The organism is Flavobacteriales bacterium, from assembly GCA_016712535.1.
GTDB lineage: Bacteria > Bacteroidota > Bacteroidia > Flavobacteriales_F > PHOS-HE28 > PHOS-HE28.
Window position 1 is genome coordinate 1,812,887 of sequence record JADJQW010000002.1, and the last position, 15,090, is coordinate 1,827,976.

The 15,090-nt window shown below is 60.1% G+C and carries 14 protein-coding genes; 7 read left to right on the forward strand and 7 right to left on the reverse strand.

The features are described from left to right. Positions 1 to 85: 85 nt before the first annotated feature. Positions 86 to 904 (forward strand): SDR family oxidoreductase, encoded by an 819-nt coding sequence (locus IPK70_07435; GenBank protein ID MBK8226993.1) that lies wholly within the window; start codon positions 86 to 88, stop codon positions 902 to 904. Between the two features lie 49 nt (positions 905 to 953). Here the strand turns inward: IPK70_07435 and IPK70_07440 are convergent, their stop codons facing one another. The 4 genes from IPK70_07440 to IPK70_07455 form a co-directional block, all read right to left on the reverse strand. Next, positions 954 to 1,817 carry a universal stress protein gene (locus IPK70_07440; GenBank protein MBK8226994.1) on the reverse strand — a complete coding sequence of 288 codons (864 nt, stop codon included), beginning with the start codon at positions 1,815 to 1,817 and terminating at the stop codon, positions 954 to 956. Between the two features lie 193 nt (positions 1,818 to 2,010). Then, positions 2,011 to 3,300 (reverse strand): citrate synthase, encoded by a 1,290-nt coding sequence (locus IPK70_07445; GenBank protein MBK8226995.1) that lies wholly within the window; start codon positions 3,298 to 3,300, stop codon positions 2,011 to 2,013. Positions 3,301 to 3,435: 135 nt separating this feature from the next. Next, positions 3,436 to 4,011, reverse strand: coding sequence for a thioredoxin family protein (locus IPK70_07450; protein ID MBK8226996.1), 576 nt, complete (start codon positions 4,009 to 4,011; stop codon positions 3,436 to 3,438). Between the two features lie 42 nt (positions 4,012 to 4,053). Further along, the gene (locus tag IPK70_07455) at positions 4,054 to 5,607 is read right to left on the reverse strand and encodes a peptide MFS transporter (GenBank protein MBK8226997.1); all 1,554 of its coding nucleotides are present in this window, start codon (positions 5,605 to 5,607) and stop codon (positions 4,054 to 4,056) included. Between the two features lie 178 nt (positions 5,608 to 5,785). On the opposite strand from IPK70_07455, the gene IPK70_07460 reads away from it, so the two are divergent. Further along, positions 5,786 to 7,225, forward strand: a complete 1,440-nt coding sequence (locus tag IPK70_07460; protein ID MBK8226998.1) for a hypothetical protein — start codon at positions 5,786 to 5,788, stop codon at positions 7,223 to 7,225. A gap of 128 nt (positions 7,226 to 7,353) precedes the next feature. Beyond that, on the forward strand, positions 7,354 to 8,451 hold the full coding sequence (locus IPK70_07465) for a choice-of-anchor L domain-containing protein (GenBank protein ID MBK8226999.1): 1,098 nt from the start codon (positions 7,354 to 7,356) through the stop codon (positions 8,449 to 8,451). Between the two features lie 140 nt (positions 8,452 to 8,591). On the opposite strand, the gene IPK70_07470 is transcribed toward IPK70_07465, so the two are convergent. Beyond that, a complete protein-coding gene (locus IPK70_07470) occupies positions 8,592 to 9,464 on the reverse strand; it encodes a Fic family protein (GenBank protein ID MBK8227000.1) in 873 nt (290 codons plus the stop codon). A 180-nt stretch (positions 9,465 to 9,644) separates the two neighbouring features. On the opposite strand from IPK70_07470, the gene IPK70_07475 reads away from it, so the two are divergent. Further along, positions 9,645 to 10,964: a fibrobacter succinogenes major paralogous domain-containing protein gene (locus IPK70_07475; GenBank protein MBK8227001.1), complete on the forward strand. Its 1,320-nt coding sequence runs from the start codon at positions 9,645 to 9,647 to the stop codon at positions 10,962 to 10,964. A 68-nt stretch (positions 10,965 to 11,032) separates the two neighbouring features. Here the strand turns inward: IPK70_07475 and IPK70_07480 are convergent, their stop codons facing one another. Continuing rightward, positions 11,033 to 11,290 carry a hypothetical protein gene (locus IPK70_07480; GenBank protein ID MBK8227002.1) on the reverse strand — a complete coding sequence of 86 codons (258 nt, stop codon included), beginning with the start codon at positions 11,288 to 11,290 and terminating at the stop codon, positions 11,033 to 11,035. Between the two features lie 106 nt (positions 11,291 to 11,396). Here IPK70_07480 and IPK70_07485 point away from each other — a divergent pair, with 106 nt between their 5' ends. Continuing rightward, positions 11,397 to 11,924 (forward strand): T9SS type A sorting domain-containing protein, encoded by a 528-nt coding sequence (locus IPK70_07485; protein MBK8227003.1) that lies wholly within the window; start codon positions 11,397 to 11,399, stop codon positions 11,922 to 11,924. Between the two features lie 19 nt (positions 11,925 to 11,943). Next, the gene (locus tag IPK70_07490; GenBank protein ID MBK8227004.1) at positions 11,944 to 13,155 is read left to right on the forward strand and encodes a fibrobacter succinogenes major paralogous domain-containing protein; all 1,212 of its coding nucleotides are present in this window, start codon (positions 11,944 to 11,946) and stop codon (positions 13,153 to 13,155) included. A gap of 128 nt (positions 13,156 to 13,283) precedes the next feature. On the opposite strand, the gene IPK70_07495 is transcribed toward IPK70_07490, so the two are convergent. Beyond that, complete coding sequence (locus IPK70_07495; protein ID MBK8227005.1) at positions 13,284 to 13,517, reverse strand: hypothetical protein; 234 nt, start codon at positions 13,515 to 13,517, stop codon at positions 13,284 to 13,286. 223 nt (positions 13,518 to 13,740) lie between these two features. Here IPK70_07495 and IPK70_07500 point away from each other — a divergent pair, with 223 nt between their 5' ends. Continuing rightward, positions 13,741 to 15,051, forward strand: coding sequence for a fibrobacter succinogenes major paralogous domain-containing protein (locus tag IPK70_07500; GenBank protein MBK8227006.1), 1,311 nt, complete (start codon positions 13,741 to 13,743; stop codon positions 15,049 to 15,051). Positions 15,052 to 15,090 lie beyond the last annotated feature (39 nt).

Consider the following 15,090-nt stretch of genomic DNA (forward strand, 5'->3'; position numbering starts at 1 on the left):
ATGGGGCCACAGTTCGCCATGCAATCGGGATCGACGGATTCGCGCGAAGAAGCGCTCCTATCTTCGCCGCAGACAAAGATTCCCAATGGCCATCGGACTCCTCAACGGCAAGCGCGGCATCATCAGCGGCGCCCTCAATGAAATGAGCATCGCGTGGAAGGTGGCCGAGCTGGCGCACGCCGAAGGTGCGCGCTTCGTGCTCACCAATGCCCCGGTGGCCATGCGCATGGGTGAGATCAACAAGCTGGCCGATGCTACCGGGAGCGCGGTGATCGGCGCCGATGCCACCAACGATGCCGATCTGGAGAAGCTCTTCGCAGAAGCCACCGCCAAGCTCGGCGGCCCGGTGGATTTCCTGCTGCATAGCATCGGCATGAGCCCCAACGTGCGCAAGGGCCGCAAGTACGATGATCTGAACTACGAGTGGTACAAGCAGACCCTCGATGTGAGCGCCATGAGCTTCCATCGCATGCTGCAAGCCGCGCACAAGGCCGATGCCATCGCGCAAGGCGGCTCCGTGGTGGCCCTTACGTATATCGCGGCGCAGCGGGTGTTCCCCGACTACGGCGACATGGCCGATGCCAAGGCGCTGCTTGAGAGCATCGGTCGCGGTTGGGGCTATCGCCTGGGCAAGGCCAAGGGCATCCGCGTGAACACCGTGAGCCAGAGCCCGACGCTCACCACCGCTGGCACAGGCATCAAGGGCTTTGATGGATTCTTCGGCTTCGCGCAGGAGATGAGTCCGCTTGGCAATGCGCCCGCTGAGGATTGCGCCCGCTTCTGCCTTGCCCTCTTCAGCGACTACACGCGCTGCATCACCATGCAGAACCTCTTCCACGATGGCGGTTTCAGCAGCACCGGCGTCACCCCGGAGGTGATGGCCAAGTTCGTGAAGGAAGCGTAGCGTCGGCTGGAACAGGGACCCCTAGGCGGCGACTTCCCGCGTTGCGCGATCACGAACCGACCCGCAGCGTCAGCGTGGGCAGTGGATTTCGGTTGGCGATGGTTTCCGCCACGCTTGGATTCAGGAACGCGTTGGCGCCTGTACGACCATGCGTCGCCATTGCGATCAGATCCATGCTCTCGCCCACGGCGAAATCAATGCCCCCTTCTTGGGGACTGAAGTGATCGACAACATGCAGATTGACCGCCGAGGCGAGCTTCTTCGCCAGCGCTTCGAGTTGCGCGAAGCTCGTGCGCGTGTCTTGGAAGCGGCCGGGGGTGTTCACGCGAACAAGGTGGAAACGCGTGCGTGGCCCTTCAAGGATCGCCATCAGGCGGTTCAGCTGCTTTTCGGTCCCTTTCTCCATCGGATCGGCCAGCAATGCTACTCGTTCCGCGCGCCCGGCCCACTTGTGCCGGATAGTGAGCACAGGTGCTCTGCAATACCGGATCACGCGCTGGGCGTGACTCCCGAGGAAGGCTTCCTCAAGAGCGCCTGCTCCGTGCGTGCCCATCACAACGAGGTCGGCGCTGAGCTTGGAGGTCGCGTCAACCACTTCCTTCCAGACCGCGTTCGGCGCCAACGTGTAAGCTGATTTCACGCCGCGCTTCTGCAAAGCCATCGTCGTCACCTCCAATTGCTGCCTTGCTGCGCCTACACGCTGCCGTGCCTCCGGGTAAAGATCATGCTGGGCCTTGGTTGGCTTGTTAGCAAGCACTGCGGTGCTGAACTGCCCATCCTGCCATGTGCTGGGCACATCCACGGCGTGCAGCAAATGGATGCTTGCCCCATGCTTCTTGGCCAGTTGAACGGCCGCTTCGAGCGCATTGCTCGCGGGGGCGCTGAAATCGGTGGGAACGAGGATCTTCTTCATGGATACGGGAGGTGTGCCCCCGAAGGGAACGCTGTGCGCGACCTCCGAGGATGATGATCGACTGGATCGATACTGATTGTTGTCAGTGCCGGGTGCCCCCTTAGGCCTCCAAGTTGTTTCACCCGCCCGTACCGATGGCCATACAGCACGAACGGCCCCATTCGGAGCCGCTCTTGAGCGCTTATTCAGAAGGTCACTTACGGTCCTTCACCAGCACATAGTCGCGCTTGGTAGCGCCGGTATAGATCTGGCGCGGACGGCCGATCGGCTCTTTGTTCTGCACCATTTCCATCCATTGCGCAATCCAGCCGGGCAAACGGCCCAACGCGAACATCACGGTGAACATGCGGGTGGGGATCCCTATGGCGCGGTAGATGATGCCGCTGTAGAAATCTACGTTGGGGTAGAGCTTTCGGCTGATGAAGTAATCGTCCTTGAGGGCGATCTCTTCCAATTGCTTGGCGATCTCCAGCACAGGGTCGTTCACCCCGAGCTTCTTGAGCACGTCGTCGCAGCTCTTCTTGATGATCTTGGCGCGCGGATCGAAGTTCTTGTAAACACGGTGCCCGAAGCCGAATAGGCGGAAAGGGTCGTTCTTGTCCTTCGCCTTGTCCACCCATTTCTGGATATCGCCGCCGTCATTGCGGATGGTCTCCAGCATCTCGATCACTTCCTGGTTGGCCCCGCCGTGCAGCGGTCCCCACAAAGCGGCGATGCCGGCGCTCACGGCGCTGTACAGGTTGCTCTGGCTGCTGCCCACGATGCGCACGGTGCTGGTGCTGCAGTTCTGCTCGTGGTCGGCGTGCAGGATCAGCAGGGTGTTCAGCGCGTTGGCCACCACTGGGTCCACCGTGTACTCCTCGGTGGGCATGGCGAACATCATGTGCAGGAAATTCTCCACGTAGCCCAATTTGTTGTTGGGGTACATGTACGGATGGCCCAGGTTGTTCTTGTAGCTGATCGCGGCCAAGGTGGGCATCTTGGCGATGAGGCGGTACACGGTGCGGAGCACTTCATGCTGCGGGCGGTGGGGGTCCTGGCTGCGCGGATAGAAGGTGCTCAGCGAGTTCACCATCGCCGAGAGGATGCCCATGGGGTGGGCATTGCTCGGGAAGAACTCGAAGAAGTGCTTCATGTCCTCATGCACCAGCGAGTGGTAGCGGATGTTGCCCTCGAACTCATCGAGCTGCTTCCTGTTCGGCAGCTCACCGAAGAGCAGCAGGTAGCTCACCTCGATGAAGCTCGCTTTCTCGGCCAGTTGCTCGATGGGGTAACCGCGGTAGCTCAGGATGCCCTCCTCGCCATCGAGGAAGGTGATGGCGCTGGTGGTGGCGCCGGTGTTCTTATACCCGAAGTCGAGGGTGATGTAGCCGGTCTCGTCGCGCAGTTTGCTGATGTCGATGGCCTTCTCGCCTTCGCTGCCGGTGAACACGGGGAACTCGAACGTCTTGCCGTTGAGGATGATCTGCGCCTTCTCGCTCATCGCCGCTAAGTGAAAGGGGTGGGTGTTTTTGGAATGGCCGCTAATGTAGCCTCCGAACAAGCACCCATGACTGCTGGTTCGCACGAAACGCAGAAGCCCCGCGTCAGCAGGGCTTCCAATGATGAGCGGCTCGGGCTATGGCGCGGTCCACTTCGCTTTGAAGGCTCCCAAGAATGCCTGGTACTCCTGGGTCTTGTAGTGGCCTTCGCCGAAGTAGTGCAGGATGGGCTCGATCTGCGGCGGGTCCATGAGCCCTTGCACCGGCGCCAACACGTTGAGGTCGCTGTCGAGGTAAACGATGGTGGGGTAAGCGATGCGCCCTTGCACGTTGGCAATAGCCATGGTGAGCTGATGGGTGCCGTTGCGCCCTTGCTTCATGGCCGGATTGTAGTCCGGGTTCTCGAACTTCTGCCCTTTGAAGGTCACCGGCTCGCCGCTTTCGGCATTGAACTTCACCGGATAGAAGTGCTTGTTCACGTATTCGGCCACGCGGGCATCGCTGAAGGTGCGGGCATCGAGCATTCGGCATGGACCGCACCAGCTGGTGTACACATCCACGAAAAGCGGCTTTGGGCTCTTCTTGGCGGCGGCTTGGGCCTGTTCCATGCTCATCCATTGGATGGTTCCGCCTCCGGCCGGTTTCGGGTCTTGGGCCAGGAGGCCGATGGCGAATAGGCCGGCGGCGGTGATTGCGAGGATTCGGGTGTGCATCGGGTTGTTCAGTTGTCAGCGCTGGTCAATGATCGTGCCGGGTCAGCCGCGGCCGTGCATCATGGTAACCAGCTTGCGGCTGATAAGGAACATGACCAGGCCCGCGGCCATGACGAAGCCGGCGATCAGGCCGAAGACCATGAAGGCACCGAGCTTCTCCACATAAGCCGCGATGTAACCGCCGATGATCTGCGCCACGAAAGGCGAAAGGAACCACACGCCCATGAGCATGCTGGCGAACTTCACCGGTGCCAGCTTCGTGATCATGCTCAGGCCGATGGGCGAAAGGCAAAGCTCACCCACGGTATGGAAGAAATATGTGAGCAGCAACCAGCTCAGTGCCGCCTTCACCGTGGGGTCCGCATTCTCCCCACCGCGCTCCATCACGGCGCCCAGCATGAAGAGGAAGCCCACGCCCAGCAGCAGCATGCCCAATCCCATCTTCACGGGTATGCTCCAGTCCTTGCCCTTCTTGGCGAGGCGAAGCCAGATGGCCGCGATAGGCGCACCCAGCAGCACGATGAAGAGGGGGTTCACGCTCTGGAAGAAGCTCGTCGGGATGGTCCAGCCGAAGACGGTGCGGTTGACGTATTCGTCGGTGTACAGCGTGAGCGAGCTGCCCGCCTGCTCGAAGCCGGCCCAGAAGAAGGTCACGAACACCGTGATGGTGAAGATCACGGCCATGCGGTCGGTCTCTTGCTTGGTGAGCGGGCGATTGGCCTCGGCATGAGCCTCAGCGTCGCTCTTGTTCTTCTTGGCCGGTTGCACGCCGATTTCGCCCAGGTAGCGCTTTGCCAATGAGTTGAAGATCACCTGGCCCAGCAGCATGCCACAGCCCGCGGCAAGGAAGCCGTACTCGAACGCATACTTGGTGATGGTGCCATCATCGGCCTTCACCGCGAAGAGGTCCTCGGCGAAGTAGCCGCATACCAGCGGGGCCAGGAAGGCGCCGAGGTTGATGCCCATGTAGAAGATGGTGAAGGCGCTGTCGCGGCGGGGATCGCCCTGGGGATAAAGCTGTCCGACGATGGTGCTGATGTTCGGCTTGAAGAAGCCGTTGCCGATGATCAGGAGCGCGAAGCCGAGGTAGGCGCCCGAAGGCCCCATGCCGCTTGCCAGGCTGAATTGCCCCAGCATCATGAGCACCCCGCCAATGAGGATGGCGCGCCGCTGACCGATGTAGGTATCGGCGATCCAGCCGCCGATGATGGGCGTGAGGTAGACCAAGCCGGTGAACCAGCCGTAGATCACGGTGGCGTCCTCTTTCGCGAAGCCCAAGCCGCCCTCCAGAGCGGTCTTGCTCAGGTACAAGGTGAGGATCCCACGCATGCCGTAGTAGCTGAAACGCTCCCACATCTCCGTGAAGAAGAGCAGGTACAATCCGCGGGGGTGCTCTTTCTGCTGGAAGAGCCAGAAGATGACGGTGCCCAGGAAAGCAATGATGCTGCTGAAGAGCCAGAGCTGGAAGGTGGCGCCGGGCTGGCCTTGATCGAGTCCCACGGCGAATTTCAGCAGGCCATAAGAGAGGGCGAGCAGGACAATGAAGAAGCCGAGCAATCGGCCGGTGGACCCGTTCTGGGCAGCAGTCGCGTTCATGCTGAAGGTTTGGGGTTTATGCCTGACCACCCAAGGAAGGCGGCCGATGGCGCGCCAATATAGCCGGATGCTCATTGCCCGCGCGGCAGGCTTGGTTGGAGAGGCGCTTCGAGGGACCTGCCGTGATAGGCAGTGCATCGCAGCTGGCACATGGCTCGGCTCCCTCTACCTTCACATCATGTTCCGCCCTTGCGCCTTTCTGCTCGCCGCAGCTCCGTTGCTTGCTTCGGCCCAACCGATCGATACCGTGCTTCTTGCGGAATCGGGCCGCTTCCAGTTCCCGTATTGGGCTGCGCCTCCGAACGCATCCTACTATTCATTGCATAGCCGATTCGATCGCCTAGAGCGGCCGTACCTCTACATGGCCTGCGCGGAGCAAGGCTTGGTAACGCTCGATATCTCCGACCTGACGGCGCCGGTGCCCGTGGATACGATATGGCCAGCTGACCTCAGCGGCTTGAAGGTGATGAATGTGGAGCAGGTGGATGAATTGCTCTATGTCTGCATCGGCGCGTTCGAGGGCACCGCGCAGATGGCGGGCCTCGCCATCGTGGAGGTCAGTGACCCTGTGCAGCCCGTGCTGCTCGACCTGTGGACCGATCCCGCATTCGCCAACGGAGCGTCCAGCGTGCGGGTGCAGGAAGGAGTGGCTTATGTGGGCGTCATGGAAGATGGCGTGGTCGCGCTCGATGTGAGCGACCCGGCGAGCATCACGTTCATCAGCAGTTTCCAGCCGGATCCGAGCTGGCCCGGGATCGCAGGATACCCACCAGCCACGCGTGGAATGGATATCGTCGACAGTCTGCTCTTCCTGGCCTATGATGCGGGCGGCTTGCGCATCCTCAGCGTCAACGACCCAGCTGCGATGGTGGAACTGGGGCGATATGTGAACCCGCAACAGCCAGCGCTCACGCCGCCCGCCTACAACCATGTTGCCGTGGTGGGCGATAAGGCGTACGTGACCGTCGACTTCTGCGGATTGGAAGTGGTGGACGTGAGCGAACCTGCGGCGATGGCGCAGCTGCATTGGCTGAATCCATGGAATTGCATCGGCTTCTCCTGGTTCGGCAGCGACGGACACGCCAACGAGACCGCCACCTCCATGGGCGACAGCCTGCTCTTCGTGAGCGGAGGGGACAGCGAGCTCCTCGTGTATGACATCAGCGGGCCGGTGCCTGCATTGCGCGGCGGCCACATCCTGCCGAACGATACCGCTGCTGCCTGGGGCGTTGATGTGTTCGGCGATCGAGCCGTGTCCAGCTTCGTGAACAACGCCAACCTGCCATTCCAGCCTTATTACAGCAGCTTCGGCGGCGTGGTGATCCACGATTGGACGGTCGATTTCGGGACCGGCCTTTCGTACCCATGGGATGTGCCGCTGGTTGTATCGCCGAACCCTGCTATGGGCTTAGTGGGCATTGATTCACCTTTCGATGGCCCCGTGCATGTGGCGGTGACCAATGCCCTTGGTTGCGTGCTTCGCAGCGATCTCCACGCCGCATCCAGCGGCCATCGACTGCACCTCGACCTTGCGGGCTTACCTCCTGGCCTATACCAGATCTCGATGCGCAGCGGCCAGCAGGAACGCCATGCGCGGATCGTGCTTCAGTCACCGTGACCGTGCTTTTTGTTCAGGGATGCAATGGCTGGAGATGGGTTCCATGGAACAGTCACCCCGGGCAGGTCGCCATGCTTGGATCCCGCCGTAACCCAGCGCTCTAAGAACGATCCCGCTACCTTGCCTCCATGCGCAATGGCCTTCTTACGATCCTGCTTCTCCTGAGCACTGCCTCGCTTGGGCAAACACACGCCGCAGTGCTGCCCCCCAACCCGGACTACAGCGCAGTAGTGAACGACCACTTGGTGGGTCCGGGCGTCACGGTGATCAGCGCCAGCTACCTCTTGCTGCCCTACGCCATCGGCACCTTCACCGATACCATCGGCAGCATCGGCATGACCGAAGGACTGGTGATGTCCACGGGACTGGTGCACGTGATCGAAGCGCCCAACCTCTCGCAGGGCACCAGCATGGGCGGCGGTTCCAGCGGCCTGACAGACCCGGATCTGCTGCAGCTGCTCATTCCGCCCGCGCCGCAATGGGATGCCGCCGTGCTCACGATCGACCTCATCCCAGCAGGCGACTCGTTGCAGCTGCGCTACGTGTTCGGCAGCGAGGAGTACGATGAGTACGTGTGCTCCATCAAGAACGACATTCTGGGCATCTTCCTCTCTGGCCCCGGCATCGATGGCTCCTTCAGCAACGACGGCATCAACATGGCCACCTTGCCTGCCACCGGCCTGCCCGTATGCGTGAACACCGTGAACCTAGGCGTGCCCGGCAGCAACGGCGAAGGCCTCTGCTGGGCTTATCCGAACTGGCAGATGGATACGGTGCATTACCTGGACAACTTCTTCGGCCCCAACTGCGGCCTTGATGGCTACACCGAAGTGCTCACTGCGAAGGCAGCGGTGCAGCCGGGAGGGCTCTATCAGCTCAAAATCGCCATCGCCGATGCGCACGATGGGGTGTACGATTCAGCGGTGTTCCTGGAGGAGGGCAGCCTGACTTCCGAGTTGAGCACCGGCGTGGAGGCAGCATCGCGCGGCGTGGCGGGCATGTGGTACGTGGAGGCCACGGGCGAAGTGGTGGTGCGCGGTGCTGAATGGCATGAAGGCCGCGTGGAGGTGCAGGCTTTCGACGCGGCCGGGCGCTGCGTGGCGCGGGCTATGGCGCGCAGTGAGGGTGTGGTGTGGCGCGCGCCCATGTCCTTGGCGGCTGGCTGCTATGCCATTCGCGCGGTGAAGGATGCGGCGATGGTGAGCGGGAGGGTGGTGGTGCGCTGAAGTTGCGGCATAGTGCTCGAAAGGGATGAGGCTTTCGTAATTCGCCGAAGGGCTCCTTCATCTGTGGAATGGCCGGCTCCTCCGACTGATTGCAGCACATGATCAATCGGCTAGAGTCCTTCCGACAATGAGGGTGCTGGTCATTCCTCCTCGAAGTAGTACGAGTGATCGATCCCTTTCATGTACATCTCGCGGCTGTCGATCTGGTTGGTCAGCGCGTTCTTCAGCAGCTTTTTCAGGATGCGGGAGTCTACTGAGCTCTGGACCATGGCGTGCATGTACTCCTTCTTGCCGATGCGGCTCCAATCCACGCATCGCTTCAGGCGCTTCTTCAGGATCAGGTCCAGCCAGATGCGTGTGCTTCGTCCGTTGCCTTCCATGAACGGGTGCGCCACGTTCATCTCCACGTACTTGGCTGCGATCTGGTCGAAGGTGTCCTCGGGCATCGCGTCAATCTGCTTGAGAGTGGCCCCGAGGAAGTGCGATGTGGCGAACTGGAAGCCGCCCTTGGAGATGTTCTTCTGCCGGATCTGGCCGGCGAAGGGGTAAAGGCCGCCGAAGAGGTAGGCGTGGATCTGTTGCAGGCCCTTGGCGGTGCCGACCTCGATGCTGTCGATGAACGAGCTCTCGAACAAGGCATAGGCCTTTGTCCGGCTTTTGCCATCCACGCTTTCCTCGCTGTGGGTGAACCATTGGATGAAGCGGTTCGCCTTCTTGCTCGGGAACTCCTTGCCCAGGGCGATGATGCCATCATGGTCGAGCACGTCGGTCAGGCGCTTCTTGCCATCCGGTGCGAGCAGCTTCAACTGGGTAGCGGCACTAACCACTTGGCTGCCTTCTCGCTTCAGCTTGGCCTTGAGGTATTTCCAGTAATTGCGTGTCTTGTCGTAGTCGTCCTGGTCGGTCAGCACGGCCACCATATCCAGCACGCTGAACCACCATTTCGCATGGTCTTCATCCCAAACGGCGCGCACCTCGCGGTCGTCGAAGAAGCGGATGGAGATCTTGCTCATGTGGATGGCAGACACGAACGGACAGGGACATCAGGTGTGCCTGCCGAACGAGTAGCCAAGGTAGGCGTGGGCAAGAAAAGGGTTGATGGGTGGGCGGAACATGATGAGCTCGTGTATGCGGTTGAGGTTCACTCGTCGAATACGGAAGCCGCTTACATTGGCTACACCAAACCACCTGTCATGACCCGCTTCCCGACCCTTGTGCTCGTGCTTCTCGTCCTCATCACCAGCGTGAGGTCCCAGGTCATCACCCTCACCTTTGAAGGAACGCTCAATGGTGCGCCCGTTCCGTTGGACAGCATCCTGGTGATGAACCTGACGGCCGGTGGTGACACCATGATATACTTCCCGGACAACATGCTGGTGCTGGGTTCCACGGGCGTATCCGGCGCGGCTGCGCAAGCGCCGGTGCTGCGCAACCAGCCCAACCCATTTTCGGACCACACCGAGATCCTCGTGGGCACCGATCGTTCCGGCCAGACGGTGGCGCAGGTGCATGATGCAACCGGGCGTTTGGAGGCAACATACGCCGGCAACCTCGCCGCCGGGCAGCACCGGTTCCGCTTCACCACGGCCACGCCGGGGGTGCATGTGCTCACGGTGATCCAGGATGGCCGGCGTGCCGCGCACCGCATGGTGGCCATGGCAGGGGATGCTTCGGGTTCGAGCTTGACCTATGCCGGCGCCGTTGGGTCCTCGGTCATGGCCAAGTCCGACCGCTCCTTGTTCACGTGGACACCGGGGGATGAATTGCGTTACATCGGTTATGCAACGGATGCCGGCATCGCACAGAGCGGGTCGATCGATGAGGTGCCCATCGCTTCAGCCACACGCACTTTCACGCTGTTCGCGGGCAGGGTATGTCCGGAGTCACCCACGGTGGCGGACATCGATGGTCATGTGTATCGCGCAGTGCAGATCGGCGGGCAATGCTGGATGGCGGAGAACCTGCGAACGGCCACGTATTCCGATGGCAGCACCATCCCGAACGTGACGGGCAACACCGCCTGGACCCAACTGAACAGCGGTGCCTGGAGCAACTACGACAACAGCCCGGCCAACGACGCCACCTACGGCAAGCTCTACAACTGGTACGCAGCGGCCAACCCCAACATCTGCCCCGAAGGCTGGCATGTGCCCACCGATGCCGAGTGGCAGCAATTGGAAGCTGCATTGGGTATGTCGGCCAATGAGCTGGGCCTAACGGGATACCGAGGTGCCGACCAGTACGTAGGGGGCAAGATGAAGACCACCACTTTGTGGAATGAACCCAACACAGGGGCGAACAACCAGAGCGGATTCTTAGGCCGTCCAGGCGGCTCCCGCCGAAACGACAGTGGTTACTTCAACTACATAGGTGACTTCGGGTTTTGGTGGAGTGCCTCAGGGGCTGGTGCTGACCTCGCATGGTCCCGGGGTTTGAACACCGACGAAGCTCGCGTCAGCCGGTTCTACAACTTTAAGAGGAATGGTTTCTGCCTGCGCTGCGTAAGGGATTGAACCATCAGCATGATACACGACCACAAAGGCTCCCAACAGGAGCCTTTGTTATTCATGTCGCATCGGGATCACGCCTCCGCCTTCGCCTTCTTCTTCCCCTTGCCGTTCTCCTTCTCATCAATCGGCTTCCGCAGCACGATCTTCCCATCGAACACATCGATCACCTGTTCCACGCCGGGTTCGAGCGTGCCTGCGATGATCTGACGGCTCATCTCATTGAGGAGCTCCTTCTGGATCAGGCGCTTCACCGGTCGGGCACCAAACTGCGGGTCGAAGCCGGCCGATCCAATGTGCTCGAGTCCTTCCTCGATGGGAATCTGGTTGATGCCCTTCTCTTCGAGCTGCTTCGCTTGATCGTGCGGTTTTGGATTCTAGGTCAAACCTATTCTGCAAATGTTGATCTCCTAGCTTTGAACGCATATGGCATCCAGCATGACCAGATCATTCGCACTCGCAGCATCCGGACTGTTCTGCTTTCAGGTTGCGCAAGCCCAGTATGTCACCTACCGTTTCACGGATGGCTCGTTGGTCAGTCATGCTGTGACCGATGTTCGCAGCACGGACATCGAGGGCGCCGACATGCGTGTCTTCTTATGGGATGGCACTACCTACATCTGGAACCTCAGCAGTTTGGCCAAGTACCAGTTCACGGACATCTCGACAGATATGCCCGAGGGGTCCTTCGTTCTTGAGCCGGTCAAGGTTTTCCCCAACCCAAGCAATGGGGAGTTGCGCATCGGGATCGTGGCGAATGGGAGCGGAGAGGTGGAGGTGACAATAAGGGATTTGCGGGGTGGGCTTGTTTCGACCGTTAGCAAAGGGCCATTGCCCGCTGGAAGGCATGAACTCGTCTGGGACGGACGAGATGCCCAAGGCATGCTGGTGGCCGATGGAAACTACCTCGTCCGTGTGGTCCAAGGTCCGCGTTCTGCCACGCTTCAAGTGATCGTCCTGCATTGAACCCGCGAATCAGAGCACGATGAACCGGATCCTCATTACTTCCTGGCTTCTTAGCTGCACTGTCACTCTGCATGCCCAAGGCAGCTTGAACATCCACCGGAACACTGGGTCACCACCTGTCACACAGGTGAGCATGTCGGAGATCGACAGTGTGGTGAACCAATTGGAGCCGCCACCTGCCCAGTTGCGTGTGCATCGAACGGACGGCAGTGTGCAGGCCTTTCCTTTTTCGATCATTGATAGCGTCACCTACAGCCCGGCAGGTCCGGAAGGAACGGGCTTGGTGGCTACCATGCCACCCCTTTCGGTGCACTCCATGGCGGCGAATTGCCGGGGTTATGTTGGGGATATCGGCGACTCACCGGTCACTTCTCGGGGTATCTGCTATGGTACTGAACCTCTCCCCGACCTCGGAGGGGAATTCGTCACCGCATCCGGTAGCGCCGGGCTGTTCTATGCATGGGTCGTTGGACTGCAACCGGAGGTCACTTACTATGCGCGGGCTTTCGTCACCAATGCCCAAGGGACGGCCTACGGCAATCAGACCAGTTTCATGACACTCCCTAGCACACCACTGAATGAGGACATCACCTATGGCTCAGTGACCGATCAGGATGGCAACAGCTATGCGACGGTGGCCATCGGGACGCAAGTGTGGATGGCCGAGAACCTGCGTTCGTCCTCCTATGCGAATGGTGACCCCATACCCAATTCAACCGAACCCGCTGGGTGGGGCTGGACCGCTCCGGAAGAAGGGGCCTGGTGCCTCTACAACAACGACCCGAACTTCGATACGATCATAGGCAAGTTGTACAACTGGTACGCGGTGAATGATCCGCGCAACATTTGCCCGAGCGGATGGCACGTGCCGACGGAATTGGACTGGCAGACCATGGAACTGGGAATGGGCATGCCCGTTGAGGACTTGGAGCTCACTGGGAATCGAGGAATTGGTGAACAGGTCGGCCTGAAGTTGAGGACCACGGGTAACCAATTCTGGATCGGCACCATGCCTGCTACGAACGAGAGCGGTTTCTCCGGTATCGCAGCAGGCAGAAGGAACCTGGACGGGCCTTTTGTGACCTTGGTGCAAGAGGCTTGGTGGTGGACGGCAACAGATGTCGGAGGCAACTATGCAAGGACACGATCGATACATAATGGCAGCGCTGGGGTTGACGCGATCCATGTTGTCTATCCTGTCGGACTGTCGGTCCGTTGCGTGATGGATTGATGTATGGCGTCTTCAGAGCTTACTGCAGGACGATGCATTGAGGTTGGATGAGAGGACGATGATCCATGGATGTGCGAATGAATGAGGCCCCCATCGGGGCCTCATTCAATTCCATGGTCCAGAACCGCTCACACGTTGGCCTTTTCCTTCTTCCCCTTCCCGTTCTTCTCCTTCTCATCTATCGGCTTCCGCAGCACGATCTTCCCATCGAACACATCGATCACCTGCGGCTTGCCGGTCTCCAGCGTGCCCGCGATGATCTGCTTGCTCAACTCGTTCAGCAGCTCCTTTTGGATCATGCGCTTGATGGGCCGCGCACCGAACTGCGGATCGAAGCCGGTGGTGGAGATGTGTGCGATCAACTCCCTGCCATACGGCAGGCAGGCTCGCTGGGGATGAGGTGGATGTCCTTCTCCTCCAGTTTGTGAATCAGCCTATGCAGATGCAGCTTCACGATCTCGTGCACATCACGTCGGCTCAGCCGACGGAGCATGATCAGCTCGGCCGAGAAATAAAGGTCCCGGCGGTTGACCTTAGCTCACTGTATATCGATTCCGAATATTTTGGCTCCACCTACCCGTCGCCATGAAACGCTTTTCGACCCTTGTGCTCGTGGTCATCTCCTTCATCAGCCAGGTGAGGTCCCAGGTCATCACCATCACCTTTGAAGGCACACTGAATGCTTTGCCCATACCGTTGGACAGCATCCTCGTGATGAACCTGACGGCCGGTGGAGACACCATGGTCTATTTCCCGGACAATGTGCTGGTGCTCGACGGCACCACAGGTATTGCGCGAGGGAACCAGTCAGCCATGACTATGCAGGGCTGGCCGAATCCCTTTGTGGGCAGCACGGAGGTGGCGCTCAGTGCAACAAGTGGCGAACTGTTGCTCACCCTCCAGGATGCCACAGGACGCTTGTTGAAGAGCCATACGCTCGAGGTGGCGGAAGGAGTACACCGCTTCCGCATCGATTGCGGGCAGCCCGGGATGCACTTGCTGATGGCGCGGCAGAGTGCTGTGAGCCGCACCGTTCGCCTGATGGCAGCGGAAGGCCAGGGTGCATCGGACCTGCAGTACAATGGACTGTGGGGAAGCGGCAGGGCGAAAGACGATCGCTCCTTGTTCACCTGGATGCCCGGTGACGAATTGCGTTACATCGGCTATGCGACGGACGCTGGCATCGCGCACAGCGCGGCCATCGATGAGGTGCCGGTGGCTTCGGCGACGCGCACCTTCGCGTTGTTCGCGGGTCTTGCTTGTTCGGAGTCGCCCACAGTGACGGATGTTGATGGGAATGTTTACCGCAGCGTGCGGATCGGCGGGCAGTGCTGGATGGCAGAGAACCTGAAGACCACGCGGAACAATGATGGAACTGATATACCGAATGTAACAGACGGCGCGGCCTGGAGCCAACTGAGCAGCGACGCTTGGTGTTACTATAACAATAGCCCGGCCAGTGCCATCTATGGCAAGCTCTACAATTGGTATGTCGCCACCAACACCAACATCTGCCCCCAAGGCTGGCATGTGCCTACCGATGCGGAGTGGCAACAGTTGGAACTCACTCTGGGCATGCCTGCTGGCGAGGTGAGCAACACAAGCTTCAGGGGGGCGGCGCAGAACGTTGGCGGTAAAATGAAGGCCACCACTCTATGGGTTGCCCCCAATACTGGCGCTACCAACGAAAGCGGCTTCTCAGGCCTTCCGGGCGGCTTCCGCACCAACGCCAATGGCGCCTTCAACTACCTTGGCAACGCCGGTTTCTGGTGGAGTGTCTCGGAGAGTGGTGCAGAGGACGCTTGGTACCGCACCCTGGACGGCAACGATGCAGGTGTCTACAGGTTCAACAGCGCAAAGAGGGATGGTTTCTGTCTGCGTTGCATCAGGGATTGAATGATGCGGTCTTGTTCGGAACAGCGAAGGCTCCGAAAA